Origin of the sequence: Acinetobacter sp. SwsAc4, from assembly GCF_013391535.1 — a bacterium.
In the GTDB taxonomy this organism is placed as follows: Bacteria; Pseudomonadota; Gammaproteobacteria; order Pseudomonadales; family Moraxellaceae; genus Acinetobacter.
In genome coordinates, this window is sequence record NZ_JACAXC010000024.1 from 29,827 (window position 1) to 47,917 (window position 18,091).

The following is an 18,091-nucleotide window of genomic DNA, read 5'->3' on the forward strand; positions in this document are numbered from 1 at the left end:
AGATTCCTATTATTCAGCAATAGAGAAACCTTGCCAAGAACCGTGATTTACCACAAGTAATGAATTGTTAGACTTGAGAATTATTCTCTTAAATCAGCTAAAATTCACTTCAACCTATCTTGATAAATTTTCCGATTTTTTCAGTCTACATTTGTTGATAAGGCTCTTAATTTGTTGCATTCCCTGAATATCCAGACCCGCTTGGGTGGTTTCTACCTATTCTACTATTCCATAGTGGGTACATTCATGCCTTATTGGAACTTGTATCTACAAGATCAAGGTTTCAATTATCAAGAAATTGGTATTTTGTCTTCAATTGCGATTATTACTCGTTTTTTTGCACCGCTGATTTGGGGCTGGATTGCTGATAAATCAGGCAAACGAATGTTGCTAGTGCGTATTGCAACATGGATGGAAGCCTGCATCTGGTTTGCCATCTTTGTCATCCCGAATAGCTTTCAATCTGTTGCACTACTTATGCTGATCTTTAGTTTCTTTCAAAATGCAATTTTGGCGCAATTTGAAGGCGTTACTTTATTCTGGTTGGGGGATAAACGCGCAGAGCTTTATGGAAAAGTTAGAAAGTGGGGATCTGTTGGCTTCATATTAGGCGTATTCATTATCGGAGCTTTATTAGAAATTATTCAAATTTCAATGCTACCCATTTTACTTCTAGCTGTTTCTTTTTTAGCTTTTTTGTGGTCATTTAGCATTAAAGAACCTGAACATGCGCCTAGCTCGCAAAAAAAACTAGAATCTATATTACCTATTTTTAAACGACCTACTGTGGCTGCATTTTTTGCGATTGAATTTGTTTTATTATTCTCACAAGCGCCATTTTATAGTTTTTATAGTAATTTTTTAAAAGAGATTGGGTTTAGTACGACACAAATTGGAACGCTGTGGGCAACAGGCGTAATTGCAGAAATTATCATGTTTGCCATAGCGCAAAAAGTTTTCTTTACTCGTTTCTCTTGGCGGACACTAGTTGCAGTATGCTTGATTTTGACAAGTTTACGCTGGTTTTTGGTTAGTATATTAAACACACATTTTTTGGGCCAGTTATTTGCTCAATGTTTACATGCCTTTAGTTTTGGATTATTTCACTTAATTGCAATGAAAGTGATTTTTCAAAATTTTTCAGCTGAGCAACAAGGGCGGGGACAAGCACTTTACAGCACCATGTGGGGGTTAGGGGTCGCATCTGGAAGTCTATTAGCTGGGCATTATTGGCAAGTATTTTCAGGCGCAACAATTTTCTTATATGCAAGCGGTATTGTACTCGTCGGTTTGTTTTTAGTATTTTGGCTGCCGAATCAATTGGAAACGGCAACTAAAACTTAGGTTAGAGTTGAATATTCTGATATTGAGACATCCATGGTTGTGTCTGTTCTAATTGTGCTGCAAGTTGCAATAAACGATCTTCACGTCCAAAAGGTGCAATAAACTGGCTGCCTAAAGGTAAGCCATTTTTGTTCCAATATAATGGGACTGACATGGCAGGTAGACCTGTAACATTTGCTAACTGCGTAAAAGGTACCCAACTTAAATTATCCTGTACCATTTTTTCAACTAATTTACCTTGTGCAAGATAGTGCGCTTTTCCTACTTTTAACAGTCCTTTCAAGATTGGTTTTTGCCAATTAGGTGTCGCAACTTCCCCATTCTTTGGGGCGACTGATGCTGTTGTTGGGGTTAAATAAAGGTCATATTTTTCAAAGAAAATGTTCATTTGAGTGCTATAAAGCCCCCAATTATTAAGCGTATGAATATATTCTGTTGCGGTTGTCTTAGCCCCAAAAGCAGCGAGAGCAATAGAATCTAATTCGAAATCATGATCAGTTGCACCTGCCATTTGTTTAATTTGTGCCTGCATATACGAGAACTGGCTGAACCAAGTCGTTATAAAGTCTTTTCCTAATGCTAAACCATCTATTTTTGGACGATCTTCTACAACAATATGCCCTAAAGACTCCAGTAACTTAGCGGTTTGTTGAACAGCTTGAATCGCGTCTTTAGAAATTTTTGTTCCAATCGGTGATTGAGTATTAAAAGCAATTTTGAGTTTTCTTGGAGCCTGTTGAATGATATCTAAATATTTCTTTTCAGGTGCTTCTATTCTAAAAAGTGAAGTTTGTTCTGGGCCTTGAACTGCATCGAGCATGGCAGCACTATCGCGAACTGTTTTGCAGAGAACATGTTGCATGGCAGCACCATGCATTGCTTCACTGTATTGTGGCCCCCAAGGTGTACGACCACGACTCGGCTTTAATCCAAATAAACCACAATAAGAAGCGGGGATACGAATTGAACCGCCACCGTCACCTGCGCCAGCAATCGGGACGATTCCACCTGCAACTGCAGAGCCTGATCCACCAGAAGAACCACCGCTATTGTGTTTTAAATTCCACGGATTGTGGCAAGCTCCCCAAGCATCAGGTTCTGTAATTCCTTTGATACCAAACTCAGGCGTGTTCGTACGACCAAAAGTGATAATCCCTGTTTGTTCCCAGCGGTTTACGATTTCAGCATTAAAATCAGGTGTATAGTTAATTTTTTTTAGCGCTTGGCTACCATAAGAGGTTGGAATACCTTGATATTCTTGGAATAAGTCTTTGACTAGAAAAGGAACGCCTGCAAATAACCCAGAGGATTTTTGCTGTGTGCGCTGCTTCGCTTGCTCATACATTGGAATAATAATGGCATTTAGCTTTGGATTGACTTTATCTGTTCGTTCTAATGCAATTTTTAATAATTCTGAAGGATGAACTTGTTTGCTTTTGACCAATTCTGCTAATCCTAAACCATCATATTGCACATATTCAGAAAATTTCATGGCTTTTATCCCTAAAGCTAAATCTTTATAAAGTAAATAAAAAAACTATAAATCTAGAACTAGCATACCTGAAAAAATGCCATAACAATCAAATAAAATTCAAGCTAAAAATATTGTGTTTATATGGTTATGAATGCATGTTTTTCTCAAAAAATATGCTAATTTAAAGCCTTGCACCGTTTAAATTACGACTTAATTAAATCTATGAAAAATATTTATATTATTGGATTATTATGGGCTTGCTCAACATGGACTATGGCAGACACGGTCGTAAATGAAAAAGCAGTAACAGCACAACAATTGGCTAAAGCAAATGCGATTCGGGTGATAACTCGTCCTGAAATCATGGGGCTATGGGGAATGGAAATTCCTAATAATAAGAAGTGTGTCGAATACTATAATTTTCGTGGAATGAATGAGGTCGTAATTAAGAGTAACCAAGAATGGTCTTATGGTTTATATGATTATCAACCTTCAGAAGATCATAAAGAGCGTTTACCTGCATTAGTTTTACAGATTAAGTATGACAATAATCAAATGGATTGCTCAGGTCAAACACTAGACCAAACTGGTGAAGTTTCGCAATATTTTGTGAAATGGGAAAATGATCACACCATTAATTTTTGCGCCAATGAAAAAGGCGAAAAATGTTTTGCGACATTACGCCGTGTCCTACCTTAGAAAGATTGAATAATAAAAAAGCCTCTTAACTTAGAGGCTATTTTATTTATGCTTTTTCAGCTTTCGGTTCAAGCTGTTTTAGCAGATGTTTTTCTAGATAGTGAATATCCATAGCCTGTTCACAGAAGTTTCTGTCCTGCAAGATAAGATCTTTGTGCAATGGAATGTTGGTTTTAATTCCAGTCAGAATCATTTCATCTAAAGCTTGACGCATACGAGCTAAAGATGTTTGACGGTCTTTACCATGAGCAATGAGTTTTGCAATCATCGAATCATAATACGGCGGAATACTATAGCCTTGATAAATATGAGAATCTAAACGAATACCTGCGCCGCCTGGTGCATAGAAGTTTTCTATTTTACCAGGAGAAGGTAAGAAGGTGGTCGGATCTTCAGCATTGATACGGCATTCAATCGCATGACCTTTTACTTCGACTTCATGCTGTTCAATATTTAAACCTAAACCAGCCGCAATCCGCAGTTGTTGTTCAATAATATCAATGCCAGTAACCATTTCAGTTACAGGATGCTCAACTTGAACACGAGTATTCATTTCGATAAAGAAGAATTCTCCTTCTTCAAATAAAAACTCAAAAGTTCCAGCACCACGGTATTGCATCAACTTACAAGCATTGACACATGCTTCTAAAATATCAGCACGTGCTTGTTCTGGTAGATTTGGAGCAGGGGCTTCTTCTAACACCTTTTGATGACGACGTTGTAAAGAACAGTCTCGGTCATATAAATGGATTGCATGACCGTTACCATCACCTAACACTTGAACTTCTACATGTCGAGGTTTCTGTAAGAAGCGCTCCATGTATACAGTATCATCACCAAACCACATCTCAGCATCACGTTGTGCAGCTTGAACTGATTCAAGTAATGTGTCGACACGTTCAACGATACGCATACCACGACCGCCGCCGCCTGATGCTGCTTTGACGATCAACGGGAAGCCAATTTCTTTTGCTTCAGCAAGTGCATTGTTAATCGTTACAGCATGGTCACATCCAGGGACGGTGGGTACGCCAGCCTTTTTCATGGCAATAATCGCGGATACCTTGTTACCCATAAGACGAATGTGTTCAGGGCGAGGACCAATAAAAATAAAACCTGAGCTTTCTACAATTTCAGCAAATTCAGCATTTTCAGACAAAAAGCCGTATCCAGGATGGATGGCATCCGCACCTGTAATTTCTGCAGCAGTAATAATTGCAGGAATATTTAAATAACTTTCACTTGTGGTACCCGGCCCAATACAGACAGCTTCATCAACGAAGCGTAAATGCATTAAGTCTTTGTCAGCATCAGAATAAATACCAACTGTTTTAATGCCAAGCGTTTTACAAGCTCGCGTAATTCGTAAGGCGATTTCACCGCGATTTGCAATTAATACTTTTTGCAACATTAGAATCCCCAAATTAATTAGGCGCGGTAGCGGAAAAGTGGTTGACCAAATTGGATCACTTCACCATTTTTTACCAAGATTTCTTCAATCACGCCGCTTTTAGTCGCCTCAATTGGGTTCATGATTTTCATCGCTTCGATGATACCCAGTGTTTCACCTGCAGAAACTGTTTGACCTACATTTACGAATGGGCCTTCGCCTGGGCTTGGTGCAGAATAGAACACACCAACCATCGGTGACGTTTCTACGGCGCCACGAGGTGTTTTTGCTGCTGGAGCCGCAGGAGCAGAAGCACTAGGTGCTGCTGCCAAAGGTGCCGCTGCGTAAACTGGAGTAGGGCGAGTTAATGAGATGGATTGATCACCTTCCTTAACTTCAATCGCTTGTAAGTCAGATTCAATCATCAAATCGATGAGTTTCTTGATTTTACGGATATCCATGAGTGAGCATTCCTGAAATGTATAAATTAGTTAGAAGATTGAATTTTTTCGATTGCAAAATCGAGAGCAAAGGAGTAACCCTTCGCACCTAAGCCACAAATAACACCAATGGCTTTGTCTGATAAATATGAGTGATGACGGAATGATTCACGGGCGTGAACATTTGACAAATGAACCTCAATAAATGGAATCGCAACGCCAAGAAGGGCATCGCGTAGAGCAACTGAAGTATGAGTCAAGGCTGCAGGGTTAATAATGATAAATTTAACCCCTTCAGTTTGTGCTTGATGAATGCGATCGACAATCGCACCTTCCCAGTTGCTTTGAAATGTATCTAGTGTAAATGATGCTTGTTGGGCTTGAGTGGTGAGTTGCTGGTTAATATCATCTAAGGTGAGATAACCATAAACCTCTGGTTCGCGTTTTCCTAGCAAGTTCAAATTCGGTCCGTGAATTACCAAAATGGTTGAGCTCATTCAGCCTGCTCCAGTTCTAAATCTGCAAATGTTTTTTGCAAGATGTCTGCAAAGTTTGCTTATTATGGCACAAAATTCTGCATTTTTTCTTATAATTTCTTTTAATGGATGAAGAAAATTGCATACCAAGCATGCTGCATATAATGAAAACTTTGCAAGGAAATGGCAATGTTAAAATATGACAAATTTCAGGCTTATTTATTTTTCACTATTTTAAACTGAATTACCTTATTTCGTTCATGTAATTTGTGTAACTCGAAGGTCATGTAATTCATTGATTTGCTTTTTTGAAACTTAAATTGAGTTCTAATTAGTTCATATGTTTATTTCAAACTATGAATATTTTTTTATTCTAAACTTTTGAAAAATATTTGTTTTAATTCTAATGGATTTTTTAAAATTAGTATAAACATACTTCTAAAGAGAGCAGTGGATGAAGCGTCGTGATACTGAATTATAAAAATATGCTAGTTTAGATTGATAATAAGCATTAGCTTTAATTTGACATTGGGTTCAAGCTCGTGGGTAGGGGGTTGATTAAATCGACGAAAGTGGCTTATTGGCAAAAAAGATGAATTGTGAAGTTTTGTATGGCTGCTAATGACATGAAAATGTCCGAAAAAGATAAATTGAATATAGATAGTATACCTATTACATAAGAGATCGCTCTCGATTGGCAGAATCTCTTATGGGTCTTTTCAAAGCTGTCTTTTTCACAAGACAGCTTTTTTTATCACGAGTTCTCTTATTTTGATGCTGCTAAATAAGTATCTAATAGTAGAAAACTTTGCGCTTTATTTTCGTAATCTATAGAACCTACAGGCAAATTGTTCCATTTTTGCATTTGCTGAAATAACCATTCAAAATCTGTACTTTTAGGTATAGCGCTACTTTTAACGAAGTTCCGAATTATATCTTGGATCGTATAGTATTTTTCAACATGAATGCTTGGCGAACATTCAAACTGGATGACATCAAAATCAATTAAAAGTTGCCAGGCAGGTTCAAAATCTTCTAACACACGTAACTCTTGTTGAGCCTGCAAGATTGCGCGAGTTAAGGCAATTAATGTATTTGGATGCTGTTGAGCCCACTCTTGCGTTACAGCTAGAACTTTATCCGCAACATTGGGAATGATGTCTTGGCTCGAACCGACAATTTGCGCTAATCCCGCCAATTCTGCCTGAGTATTCCATGGCTCGCCAACACAAAAACCATCAATTAAATGGTTATTTAGCGCTTCTACCATATATGGAGGTGGTAAGGTTTTGAGTTGTATTGAATGTGCCAGTTCAGAATCTGCTAATGCTAGCCATTCTCTTAAGCAATAATGATGGATGGAATGCTGGAAAACATGTCCTAAAGAGACCACGTGATTTTTTTTCATGTGTTCTACTAATTTTTTAGCTGATAGCTCTACAGCATCATATTTCTTTATATCTAACTGATAACACAGTTTTTGACTTAAACTTATAAAAGCTCGATTTTCACTGAGAACGAGCGGCGTTTGTAATGGAATACCAATTTGATCAGCACCTATTGCGGCTGCAGGTAACATGGCAGATAAGCAATGTGCAGCATCTAAAAGACCAAAAGCCAGTCGATCACGTAGGCTTGCCCAAGAAGCTTCTTTGGTTAAAGTAACGTTTAGACCTACTGCTTCAAACAAACCACGCTGTTTTGCCCATAATAAGGTAATACAATCGAGCAAAGGGATGTAGCCAAGTTGCAATTCACTTTTTTCTAAACTGCTCATTTATTCATCCTTTAATTGGTTGTTCAAAAGTTGTTGTGCATCGAGCAAGCGACGTGACATTTCACCAATGGTCATACGATGGCTCATGGCATTTTTTCTAAGCAGTTGAAATGCTTTGTCTTCGGTTAATCCGTGTAATTGCATGAGTAGGACTTTAGCTTTCTCAACATCCTTACGATCCGCTAGTTTGGTCTTTGCATCTTTGAGATCACCTTCCAACTTTTTATGTTTTTTGTATTGTTGAATCGAAATGTCTAAAATGGTGTGTAATCGGTTTGGATCGATACCATCAACGATATAGGCGGTAATCCCTGCATCAATCGCCTGTTTAATCATATCTCGGTCAGTGTTCTTGGTGAATAATACCGTTGGTAAGTCAAAATTGCTTACGCAACTCTCAATTACATCACGATGAGGGTGATCCATATCAAGCAAAATAACATCTGCTTGAAGATGTTCTAATTTAAAAACATTGAGGTGATCTAAAGTCAAACTAGCAACGACATCAAAGTCATGTTGAATTAAACATGTTTTAATGTATTCAGCTCGAGCCTGATCATCATCTATGAGTGCGATTTTGAGTTTCGGCATAAATATAAAGTCAAATTCTAAGTCAATGCACATTTAGCATAATGCGCTTTAAGTATTTTTTTGAAGCAAAATTAATGCCATGAGGAGTGATCTATTCAGTGCAGGCATTACTTTAGCCTCGATTTTGTGCGCTTTATTGTATCGTTGCAGCTAAGGGAAACAAATAACAAATGGATGTGATCTTTGTTAAAAATAATTAATGTTCATTGTTGGTGCATAAAAAGAATTATTTTGAAGCATGTTTAATTGTGCTTTAAAACAGTTCATTGATGTATTCGGCATTTATTCAATCAATTAAAAGATATTTAAAACGCTATTTATTTTATAAAAAATCATTATTAAACAATGGTTAATATTGTTTTTGATTTTTAATTTATTAATTGGCATAACATTTGCATTTTCTTTATTGAGTCAATGAAGACTTTTTAAAAAATTTTAAGACGGCCAACGATGTCCGATCTGATCGGTTTGTTTACACAGCGACATGTGTCAACAAAGCAGTATACGTTCAGTATAGGAGATGGCAATGTCTTTAGATTTATCGGCGAAAAAAGCCACATCAATAAAGTTATTTAACTTTTCTGCACCAGCGATGCGGGCATTCCACATGAGTTGGCTTGCTTTCTTCGTTTGTTTCTTTGCTTGGTTTGCATGTGCACCTTTAATGCCAGTCATTGCAGGTGAATTTCATCTGACTAAAGATCAAATTGCAAATATCAATATCGCAGCAGTCGCAATCACCATCTTAGTCCGTTTGATTGTTGGTCCTTTATGTGACAAGTACGGACCACGTAAAACATATACCGCTTTGTTGATTATCGGCAGTATCCCCGTTTTTGGTGTCGCATCTGCAAATAGTTATGAATCATTTCTGTTCTTTCGCTTATTAATTGGTGCAATTGGTGCGAGTTTTGTAATTACGCAATACCACACTAGCATCATGTTTGCTCCAAATGTCGTGGGAACTGCAAACGCAGCCTCTGCTGGCTGGGGTAATGCTGGTGGTGGGGCAACACAAGCACTCATGCCGTTATTACTATCTGCATTGGTGATGTTTGGTGTTGAGCAAGCATTTGGTTGGAGACTCGCACTAATCGTTCCAGGTGTCATGATGGTGATCGTAGGTTTCCTTTACTGGAAGTTTACTCAAGATTGTCCTCAAGGTGATTTCAAAGAGTTACGTGCTCAAGGTGTGGTTGTTGGTAGCGATAAAAAAGGTGGTCTAGCAATCTTAATGCATGCTGCACGCAACTACCGCGTATGGATTCTCTTCTTCTCATATGCAGCTTGTTTCGGTATCGAAATCTTTATCCATAACATCATTGCGATGTACTACGTCGAACACTTTAGTTTCGGATTAAAAGAAGCTGGTTTAGCAGCAGGTATCTTTGGTTTGCTCGCATTATTTGCCCGTGCATTGGGTGGGATTCTTTCAGACAAAGTTGCACTCAAAAAAGGATTGGATGGTCGTACTAAAGTACTGTTTGGATTGATCCTTGGCGAAGGGCTTTTCTTAATGTTGTTCTCGCAAATGAATGGACCTGTACTCGCTATTCTCGTAATGACGGTATTTGCATTATTCACACACATGGCATGTGGTGCGACTTATGCGCTTGTTCCATTCATTGATCGCGAAGCGCTAGGTGGTGTTGCAGGCATCATCGGTGCAGGTGGAAACGTTGGTGCAGTGGCGGCAGGTTTCTTATTGAAAGGTATGTTGGATATTCAAACTTGTTTAATGGTTTTAGGTGGCTTAGTGGTCATTGCTGCGAGTTCGGTCATGCTTATCCGATTTTCGGTAGAGCATAAAGAAAAAGAACAACGTTTATTTGAACAAGCAATTTTAGAACGTGGCTCAGAACAAAACAGCGCAGCTTAATCTCAGATTAGATTTTAGGAGAAACACAATGAAATTAGTGATGATTGGTCACGGTATGGTGGGTCATAAATTCATCGAAGCCATCATAGAGAAAGCTGATGATGAATTAGAGATAACAATTCTTGCTGAAGAACCACGTATTGCATATGATCGTGTACATTTAACTGAATATTTTTCAGGAAAATCAGCAAAAGACTTATCACTTGCACGTTTTGATTTTGCAGATGCACATGGTATTGACTTACGCTTGAATACCAAAGCCATTGCAATCGATGCTGTCGAAAAAACAGTGACAACAAGTTTTGGTGATGTGATTCGCTACGACAAATTGGTATTGGCAACAGGCTCATATGCATTTGTTCCACCAATTTCAGGCAATGACCGTGAGAACTGTTTTGTTTATCGAACCATTGAAGATTTAGATGCGATTCGTGCTGCAAGCTTAAAGTCAAAGTCAGGTGTAGTGATTGGTGGTGGTTTATTAGGCTTAGAGGCTGCAAAAGCTTTACGTGATTTAAACCTAGAAACGCACGTTGTTGAGTTTGCACCACGCTTAATGGCGGTTCAAATTGATGACTTAGGTGGTAAAGTTTTACGCCGTAAAATCGAGAATCTGGGTGTAAAAGTTCATACTCAAAAAGCAACTTCATCTATTGAAGCGGGAGAAAGTGCAACGCATGTGATGAAGTTTGCGGATGGGAGCGAGCTTGAAACAGACATTATTCTATTCTCAGCAGGTATTCGCCCACGTGATGAGTTAGCACGTTCAAGTGGTTTAGCGCTTGGTGAGCGTGGTGGTATCAAGATCAATGATTACTGCCAAACCTCTGATGAAAATATTTACGCAATTGGTGAATGTGCGCTTTGGGACAATAAAATCTATGGTCTCGTTGCGCCGGGTTATGATATGGCGCGTATTGCAGCCAAGCATATCTTAGCTGAAGAAACACATTGTTTCGCTGGTGCTGATATGAGCACTAAGTTGAAATTGATGGGTGTAGATGTGGCATCGGTTGGTGACGCACATGGTATGACACCGAACTCACTTAGCTATTTCTATGCTGATGAAGATGCATTGGTTTATAAGAAAATCGTTGTCGATGCAGATAAAACCAAATTACTGGGTGCAGTACTGGTTGGCGATGCAAAAGAATATAACGATCTTCTGCAAATGATGCTGAATGGTATCGCATTGCCAGAAACACCTGAAAGTTTAATCATGCCAGGATTTGCTGATTCTGGTGCGAAGGCGGGCGGTAGCGGTGTTGATTTACTTCCAGACAGTGCAACGATTTGTTCATGTAACAATGTATCGAAAGCAGATATTTGCCAAGCTATTTGTGATGGTTCCACCTCTTTAGGTGCTTTAAAGAAATGTACTAAAGCAGCAACGGCATGTGGTGGTTGCGCGCCATTAGTTACTCAGGTTTTAAAGTCTGAGTTACAACGTCAAGGTGTAACGGTTAATAACCATGTATGCGAACACTTCCCATACTCACGTCAAGAGATCTATCACTTGGTGCGTGTCAATGAAATCAAAACATTTGATGATTTGATTCAACAACATGGTCATGGTTTAGGTTGTGATATCTGTAAACCAATGACAGCAAACATTTTGGCATCGTGCTGGAATGACTTTGTATTGGAACCAACGCATGCAGGTCTACAAGACAGTAATGACTACTACTTAGGAAATATCCAAAAGGATGGTTCATACTCAGTTGTACCACGAATGGCAGGTGGTGAAGTCACGCCAGATGGTTTGATTGCTGTAGGTCAAATTGCTAAAAAATATAACCTGTATACCAAAATTACAGGTGGTCAACGTGTTGACTTATTTGGTGCGCAACTGCACGAGCTACCATTTATTTGGGAAGAGTTGAATGCAGCAGGCTTCGAGTCAGGTCATGCTTATGGTAAATCATTGCGTACAGTGAAATCATGTGTAGGTAGCACGTGGTGCCGTTATGGCGTAGATGATTCTGTTGGTTTAGCGATTGAATTAGAAAATCGCTACAAAGGCTTACGCTCACCGCACAAACTAAAAATGGCTGTGTCGGGTTGTACGCGTGAGTGTGCTGAAGCACAAGGCAAAGATGTTGGTGTAATTGCGACAGAAAAAGGCTGGAACCTATATGTGTGTGGTAATGGTGGAATGAAACCACGCCATGCAGAGCTTTTAGCTTCTGATCTAGATACTGAAACTTTGATTCGTTATATCGATCGCTTCTTTATGTTCTATATCCAAACTGCTGATCGTTTACAACGTACGAGTGTATGGCGTGACAACATGGAAGGTGGTTTAGATTATCTCAAAGCTGTAATTGTCGATGATTCGCTTGGTCTTGCAGAAGAACTTGAAAATCGCATGGCACATGTCATTGGAACTTATCAAGACGAATGGCGTACTGCGGTAGAGAATCCTGAGATTCGTAAACGCTTCCAAACTTACATTAATGCAAGCGCTGAAGAGCAAGCTGATCCATATATTCAATTTACTGAAGTGCGTGATCAGATCCGTCCATTAAATGAAGCTGAACGTTCAGTTGATCGTATCCCGATGGTAGAAGCATAAGGAGAATGAAAATGACAAATTTAAAAGACATGAGTATGCTTCCAGAAAATCAATGGGTCGATGTATGTAACCTTGATGACATCACGCCAAATACAGGTGTAGGAGCACTTATTGCGGGTCAATCCGTTGCTTTATTCCGCGTAGGGAGCGAAAAACGTATTTATGCATTAAGCAATAAAGATCCATTCAGCCAAGCGAATGTTATGGCGCGCGGTATTATTGGTGATTTGCAAGGTGAACGCGTGATTGCATCACCGATTTACAAACAACATTTTAGTTTGGCGACTGGACGCTGCTTAGAAGATAAAGATCAAAAACTATTGGTTTTCCCGACTAAAATTGAAAATGGTCGTGTCTGGGTCGGAGCCGTACCACAAAAAACTTATATTACCAATAATGGAATTTCACAAGAGAAGTTAAAGCTTGTTCTGATTGGTAATGGTTTGGCTGGGATGCGTTGCCTAGAAGATTTGCTTGATATGGCGCCAGATCGTTATGAAGTGACAGTCATTGGTGAAGAACCTTGGGGTAACTATAACCGTATCATGCTGTCACCAGTGCTTTCGGGTGAGAAAACGATCGAAGATATTATGTTGCATCCTCATGCTTGGTATCGCGATAAAGGGATTAAGTTTATTGCTGATGATCCTGCGATAAAAATTGATCGTACTCGCAAGACAGTCCGTACAGAAAAAGGTGAAACTGTTGATTATGACCGTTTAATTATTGCCACAGGTTCTAAGCCGTTTATTCCACCAGTACAAGGTGTAGATTTGAAAGGTGTGATTAGTTTCCGTGATATTTATGATGTGAATAGCATGATTAAATATTGCGAAACGAAGAAAAATGCAGTTGTGATTGGCGGTGGTTTACTTGGCCTAGAAGCAGCGTATGGTCTGAAGCAACGTGGCATGAATGTAACAGTGCTGCATCTAATGGATCGTATCATGGAGCGTCAATTAGATGGTCGAGCAAGCCGTATGCTACGTCATAGCATTGAAGAGAAAGGCATCAAGATTATCACTGAAGCCAATACTGAAGCTTTAATTGGTAAAAATGGTCATGTCAGTCAGATCCGTTTAAAAGATGGTACTTTATTAGATGCTGATTTGGTGGTCTTTGCTGTAGGTATTCGTCCAAATATTGCTTTGGCTCAAAGTGCTGGTTTACGTTGTAATCGTGGTATTTTGGTCAATGATACGATGCAAACATTTGACCCAAGTATTTATGCAGTAGGTGAATGTATTGAGCATCGTAATCAGACTTTTGGTCTTGTAGAGCCATTGTGGGGACAAGCATTTATTTGCGCAACCCATTTGGCTGAACATGGTAGCTTAACGTTTAAGTCTCCAACGGTACCAACTCAGCTTAAAGTGAGTGGTGTCGATGTCTTTTCAGCAGGTATTTTTGAGCCTAAAGAAGATTATGAAGACATCATTCTAAATGATGAAAAACGCCATATTTACAAGCGTATTATTATCCAAAAAGATAAAGTGATTGGCGCTGTTTTATTCGGTGATACCGAAGATGGTATGTGGTATGCCGAGTTAATTGCGGATCAAACACCTGTTTCGACATTTAGAAATAAATTGTTATTTGGTAAAGATTTTGCATTGAAAAAAGCAGGTTAATCTTACTTTGGTTTAGGAGAAATTTCTCCTAAACCAAAAACTCAGTCATTTAACTACTTTATGGTAGTCAACCAAAGATTCACAATAAAAGTTAAGGCGTAGATTATAAATTGGCTATTGATCACGGATCATACAATTTAAAGCGATCGAAACTTTAGTTAGGGCAAAGATGGAATAGGTAAAGGAGCAGTCATGAACAGTATTCAAAATTTAGAACACAGTCGCTCCGATCATGCACAAACACTCATTACAAAAACAACTTGTCCATATTGTGGCGTTGGATGTGGTGTTAATGTTGAAGTTCAACATAAAACACAAGGTTCAAATATTAAAGTTTCAGGAGATACAGAACACCCTGCAAATTTTGGGCGACTCTGTATTAAAGGGAGCAATTTAGCAGATACCTTAGGGTTGGAAACCCGTGTTTTAAATCCGATGTTGGGACGCAAAAATCACCGTAATGTGACAACATGGGATGTTGCAATTGACAAAATTGCAACTCAATTTCAGGCATGTATTGAGCAATATGGACCCGAAAGTGTGGCATTTTATGTTTCGGGCCAGTTATTAACTGAAGATTATTATGTGGTGAATAAATTCGTAAAGGGTTATTTAGGCACAGCCAATATTGATACCAATTCACGTCTGTGCATGTCTTCAGCAGTTGCCGCACATAAACGTAGCTTTGGTGAAGATATTGTACCTGCAAGTTATGAAGACTTTGAACATGCTGATATGGTGGTATTGGTTGGTTCAAATACAGCATGGTGTCATCCAGTTTTGTATCAACGGATTATGCAAGCGAAGAGTCAAAATCCAGATTTGTTTGTTGTCGTTGTTGATCCACGATTTACGAGCACTTGTGAGCAAGCAGATTTACATTTGCCAATCTTGCCAGGTCAAGATGTGGCTTTGTTTAACGGCTTATTTCAGTATTTATATAAAAATAATTGTGTAGATCATCACTTTGTTAAAAGCTATACCGAAGGTTTGGCCGCACTTTTAGATGCGAGTAAAACAGAAGCCGACTTCAATGCATTGGTGAAGCGCACAGGTATTTCAGAAGAAAAATTACAATTGTTTTTTGATAAATTTGCCACAACTGAAAAAGTAGTGACTCTTTTTTCAATGGGAGTTAATCAATCATCTCAAGGGGTGAATAAAGCCAATAGTATTATCAACTGTCATTTGCTGACGGGTAAAATTGGTAAACTGGGTGCTGCTCCATTTTCAATGACTGGACAACCCAACGCGATGGGTGGTCGTGAGGTTGGTGGACTGGCCAATATGTTGGCAGCACACTTAGACATTGATAATGCAACGCATCAAAATTTGGTGCAAAGTTTTTGGAATAGCCCGACCATTGCGACACAAGCTGGACTTAAAGCAGTTGATTTGTTTAAAGCGGTTGAAAGTGGAAAAATTAAAGCAATCTGGATTATGGCGACCAATCCTGTGGTAAGTCTGCCTGATGCTGATCAAGTGAAACGAGCATTGGATAAATGTGAATTTGTCGTTGTTTCAGATATTTGTTCCGATACCGATACCACGGCTTATGCTGATATTTTGCTACCAGCATTAGGTTGGGGTGAAAAAGATGGAACGGTAACTAACTCAGAACGTCGAATTTCACGTCAACGCGCATTTTTAGCTTCACCAAAACAAGCCAAAGCAGATTGGTGGGCTGTTGCTGAAGTTGCAAAAAAACTTGGTTTTTCTGGTTTTGATTTTAGCAATGCGTGTGACATCTTTAATGAGCATGCTGCATTGTCTGCATATCAAAATGCAAGTTTAGCTGAACGTGATCAGGTAGAAAATTTTCGTTATTTTAATTTAAAAGGTTTAACCAATCTAAGCCTTGAAGAATATAACGAGCTAAAACCAACGCAATGGCCTGTGTGGGAAAAAGGTCAGACGACATCGGTTAAGCAACTTTTTGGTCAAGGCGAGTTTAGTTATGCTTCTCGTAAAGCAAAACTTATTCCAACGATCGCAATCGATCCCGTACACTCAGTTTCTGAAGATTATCCGTTAATTCTGAATACGGGGCGTATTCGGGATCAATGGCATACCATGACACGTACAGGTTTATCAGCAAATTTGACCACACATCGTGCTGAACCATTTTGTGAGATTCATCCAAACGATGCGCTTAAATTTGGTATTCGCGATAAAGGATTGGTCGAGATTCGTTCGGCATGGGGAAGTTGTGTATTACGCGTGACATTGGCTCAAGGTGTTCGTCGTGGACAAATCTTTGCGCCGATTCATTGGACAGAACAAGTTGCCTCAGATGCTCGGATTGGTAAAGTAGTTAACCCTGTTGTGGATGCAATTTCAGGTGAACCTGAGTTTAAGCATACGCCAGTATCAATACAGCCTTTCCATACAACTTGGCAGGGTGTTTTATATGTTCGAGAAGGGTTCGAACATCAAATTAAACCATCTTTACAGACTTGTGCTTGGTGGACAAAAATCAAAACTGCAAAAGCAATGCGTTATGAGCTTGCCGATCGACACAGTATTGATCAAACTCAAAAAAACTTAAAAACCTTTTTGCCTTTTGTCGATGAAACATATGAATGGTTAAGTATTGAAGATATTTCATCACAATTGAGTCATAGTATTGTACTCAAAGATGGGATTTTAATCGCAAGTCTTTATATTGCACCTGCTGAGTTATTACCTGATCGTGATTGGGTTGCAAGTTTATTTAAGCGTGAGCGATTAAGTGCCTTGCACCGTAAAGCATTGTTGGCAGGTATGCCAATGTCTGCTGCTAATAACGATGGTCCATTGGTGTGTAGTTGTTTCAAAGTAGGAAAAAACAAGATTATTGAAGCGATCAAAAGTCAAAATATCACACATGAAAAGCAAGTCACAGCATGTTTAAAAGCGGGTGGTAACTGTGGTTCATGTTTACCAGAAATTCGTGGTTTGATTAAGACTTGTCAGTTGGAGGCAGAAGCATGACTATGCAAATTCCCGCTACAGATCTCGTGATCTTGGCGGGAGGACAAGCACGCCGTATGAATGGCATGAATAAATTACTTCAACAATTTGATGATCAAATTCAACTATCTAAAATTTGTCAGAAATTTAAATCAGAAGTGCAAAGCATTTGGGTAAACAGTCATCGAGATAGTTCGATTTACAAGCAGATTGAACCGAATATCTATTGTTATTCAGATGATCAAACAGGTTTTTTAGGTCCATTAATGGGGATGAAAAGTGCGTGGTCCCATCTGCAATCAGACTATGCTTTGTTTATTCCGTGCGATGTTACGTATATACCCAATCAAGTTTTAATTAAGTTGCATCGCGCACTACAAAAAAATCCACAAGCACTAGTGGCTTATGTTGCAATTAATGGAGATGCTTTATATCCATTTTGTTTATTAAAAAGAGAGAGTTTACCCATTTTAAAACAACAAATTTCCGCTGGTAAATTGAGCTTGCGTGAATGTTTTAAACAGCTAAATTCTCAGCAAGTTATTTTGCAAAAGCAAAGTCTGTTTTGTCATAGCATCAATTCGCTAGATGAATTGCAGCAGTACCAGCAGATGAAATTTTTTAAACAATTGTTTATTTAAAATTTTAGCTTTAAGTTAATCGCACCAAAATATTTCAAAAAATACAAAATTGCTTTTAATTGGTGCGAATGGTTTTCGGTTGTATATTGAAATTTCTCTGTACACGACAAATTTCATAGAGCCCTTGTCCTATCAGGCTTTTTCTTTCTTAAAATTGCGAGCACTTTCTTAAATTCTTCTTTTTTTCCAAAACCAATCAAACGTAGAATAGCCATCTGAACA

Annotated in this window: 13 protein-coding genes; 7 read left to right on the forward strand and 6 right to left on the reverse strand. The window is 38.8% G+C overall.

Features of this window, described 5'->3' with window-relative positions; genetic code table 11:
* Positions 1-171 precede the first annotated feature (171 nt).
* Positions 172-1,344 carry an MFS transporter gene (locus HYG88_RS11460; protein ID WP_178883129.1) on the forward strand — a complete coding sequence of 391 codons (1,173 nt, stop codon included), beginning with the start codon at positions 172-174 and terminating at the stop codon, positions 1,342-1,344.
* Position 1,345: 1 nt separating this feature from the next.
* Here the strand turns inward: HYG88_RS11460 and HYG88_RS11465 are convergent, their stop codons facing one another.
* Entirely contained in the window at positions 1,346-2,836 is a 1,491-nt protein-coding gene (locus HYG88_RS11465; RefSeq protein ID WP_005160436.1) for an amidase, read from the reverse strand.
* A 204-nt stretch (positions 2,837-3,040) separates the two neighbouring features.
* Between HYG88_RS11465 and HYG88_RS11470 the strand changes: the two genes are divergently transcribed.
* Complete coding sequence (locus HYG88_RS11470; RefSeq protein WP_005160433.1) at positions 3,041-3,517, forward strand: hypothetical protein; 477 nt, start codon at positions 3,041-3,043, stop codon at positions 3,515-3,517.
* A gap of 46 nt (positions 3,518-3,563) precedes the next feature.
* Here HYG88_RS11470 and accC read toward each other — a convergent pair whose 3' ends face one another.
* The 5 genes from accC to HYG88_RS11495 all read right to left on the reverse strand — a co-directional run bounded on the left by accC (position 3,564) and on the right by HYG88_RS11495 (position 8,191).
* Positions 3,564-4,928, reverse strand: a complete 1,365-nt coding sequence (gene accC / locus HYG88_RS11475; protein WP_005160431.1) for an acetyl-CoA carboxylase biotin carboxylase subunit — start codon at positions 4,926-4,928, stop codon at positions 3,564-3,566.
* Between the two features lie 17 nt (positions 4,929-4,945).
* On the reverse strand, positions 4,946-5,368 hold the full coding sequence (accB, locus tag HYG88_RS11480; RefSeq protein WP_005160413.1) for an acetyl-CoA carboxylase biotin carboxyl carrier protein: 423 nt from the start codon (positions 5,366-5,368) through the stop codon (positions 4,946-4,948).
* 26 nt (positions 5,369-5,394) lie between these two features.
* Positions 5,395-5,844 carry a type II 3-dehydroquinate dehydratase gene (gene aroQ, locus HYG88_RS11485; protein WP_005160410.1) on the reverse strand — a complete coding sequence of 150 codons (450 nt, stop codon included), beginning with the start codon at positions 5,842-5,844 and terminating at the stop codon, positions 5,395-5,397.
* 745 nt (positions 5,845-6,589) lie between these two features.
* A complete protein-coding gene (locus tag HYG88_RS11490) occupies positions 6,590-7,600 on the reverse strand; it encodes an ABC transporter substrate-binding protein (RefSeq protein WP_178883130.1) in 1,011 nt (336 codons plus the stop codon).
* Positions 7,601-8,191 carry an ANTAR domain-containing response regulator gene (locus tag HYG88_RS11495; protein ID WP_178883131.1) on the reverse strand — a complete coding sequence of 197 codons (591 nt, stop codon included), beginning with the start codon at positions 8,189-8,191 and terminating at the stop codon, positions 7,601-7,603.
* 526 nt (positions 8,192-8,717) lie between these two features.
* Between HYG88_RS11495 and HYG88_RS11500 the strand changes: the two genes are divergently transcribed.
* The 5 genes from HYG88_RS11500 to HYG88_RS11520 all read left to right on the forward strand — a co-directional run bounded on the left by HYG88_RS11500 (position 8,718) and on the right by HYG88_RS11520 (position 17,869).
* A complete protein-coding gene (locus tag HYG88_RS11500; RefSeq protein WP_004915549.1) occupies positions 8,718-10,070 on the forward strand; it encodes an MFS transporter in 1,353 nt (450 codons plus the stop codon).
* A gap of 28 nt (positions 10,071-10,098) precedes the next feature.
* Positions 10,099-12,645, forward strand: coding sequence for a nitrite reductase large subunit NirB (nirB, locus tag HYG88_RS11505; protein ID WP_218647880.1), 2,547 nt, complete (start codon positions 10,099-10,101; stop codon positions 12,643-12,645).
* An 11-nt stretch (positions 12,646-12,656) separates the two neighbouring features.
* Positions 12,657-14,276: a nitrite reductase small subunit NirD gene (gene nirD, locus HYG88_RS11510; protein ID WP_005160400.1), complete on the forward strand. Its 1,620-nt coding sequence runs from the start codon at positions 12,657-12,659 to the stop codon at positions 14,274-14,276.
* Between the two features lie 192 nt (positions 14,277-14,468).
* Complete coding sequence (locus HYG88_RS11515) at positions 14,469-17,249, forward strand: nitrate reductase (RefSeq protein ID WP_005160397.1); 2,781 nt, start codon at positions 14,469-14,471, stop codon at positions 17,247-17,249.
* On the forward strand, positions 17,246-17,869 hold the full coding sequence (locus HYG88_RS11520) for a molybdenum cofactor guanylyltransferase (protein WP_005160395.1): 624 nt from the start codon (positions 17,246-17,248) through the stop codon (positions 17,867-17,869). Before HYG88_RS11515 ends, HYG88_RS11520 begins: the two co-directional genes overlap by 4 nt.
* Positions 17,870-18,091: the final 222 nt, after the last annotated feature.

Excerpts from the sequence above, each read along its gene's own strand:
- HYG88_RS11470 (WP_005160433.1), top strand. The coding sequence starts at position 3,041 with ATGAAAAATATTTATATTATTGGATTATTATGGGCTTGCTCAACATGG.
- HYG88_RS11465 (WP_005160436.1), bottom strand. The coding sequence starts at position 2,836 with ATGAAATTTTCTGAATATGTGCAATATGATGGTTTAGGATTAGCAGAA.
- accB (WP_005160413.1), bottom strand. The coding sequence starts at position 5,368 with ATGGATATCCGTAAAATCAAGAAACTCATCGATTTGATGATTGAATCT.
- nirB (WP_218647880.1), top strand. The coding sequence starts at position 10,099 with ATGAAATTAGTGATGATTGGTCACGGTATGGTGGGTCATAAATTCATC.
- HYG88_RS11520 (WP_005160395.1), top strand. The coding sequence starts at position 17,246 with ATGACTATGCAAATTCCCGCTACAGATCTCGTGATCTTGGCGGGAGGA.
- aroQ (WP_005160410.1), bottom strand. The coding sequence starts at position 5,844 with ATGAGCTCAACCATTTTGGTAATTCACGGACCGAATTTGAACTTGCTA.
- HYG88_RS11515 (WP_005160397.1), top strand. The coding sequence starts at position 14,469 with ATGAACAGTATTCAAAATTTAGAACACAGTCGCTCCGATCATGCACAA.
- nirD (WP_005160400.1), top strand. The coding sequence starts at position 12,657 with ATGACAAATTTAAAAGACATGAGTATGCTTCCAGAAAATCAATGGGTC.
- HYG88_RS11490 (WP_178883130.1), bottom strand. The coding sequence starts at position 7,600 with ATGAGCAGTTTAGAAAAAAGTGAATTGCAACTTGGCTACATCCCTTTG.
- HYG88_RS11495 (WP_178883131.1), bottom strand. The coding sequence starts at position 8,191 with ATGCCGAAACTCAAAATCGCACTCATAGATGATGATCAGGCTCGAGCT.
- accC (WP_005160431.1), bottom strand. The coding sequence starts at position 4,928 with ATGTTGCAAAAAGTATTAATTGCAAATCGCGGTGAAATCGCCTTACGA.
- HYG88_RS11500 (WP_004915549.1), top strand. The coding sequence starts at position 8,718 with ATGTCTTTAGATTTATCGGCGAAAAAAGCCACATCAATAAAGTTATTT.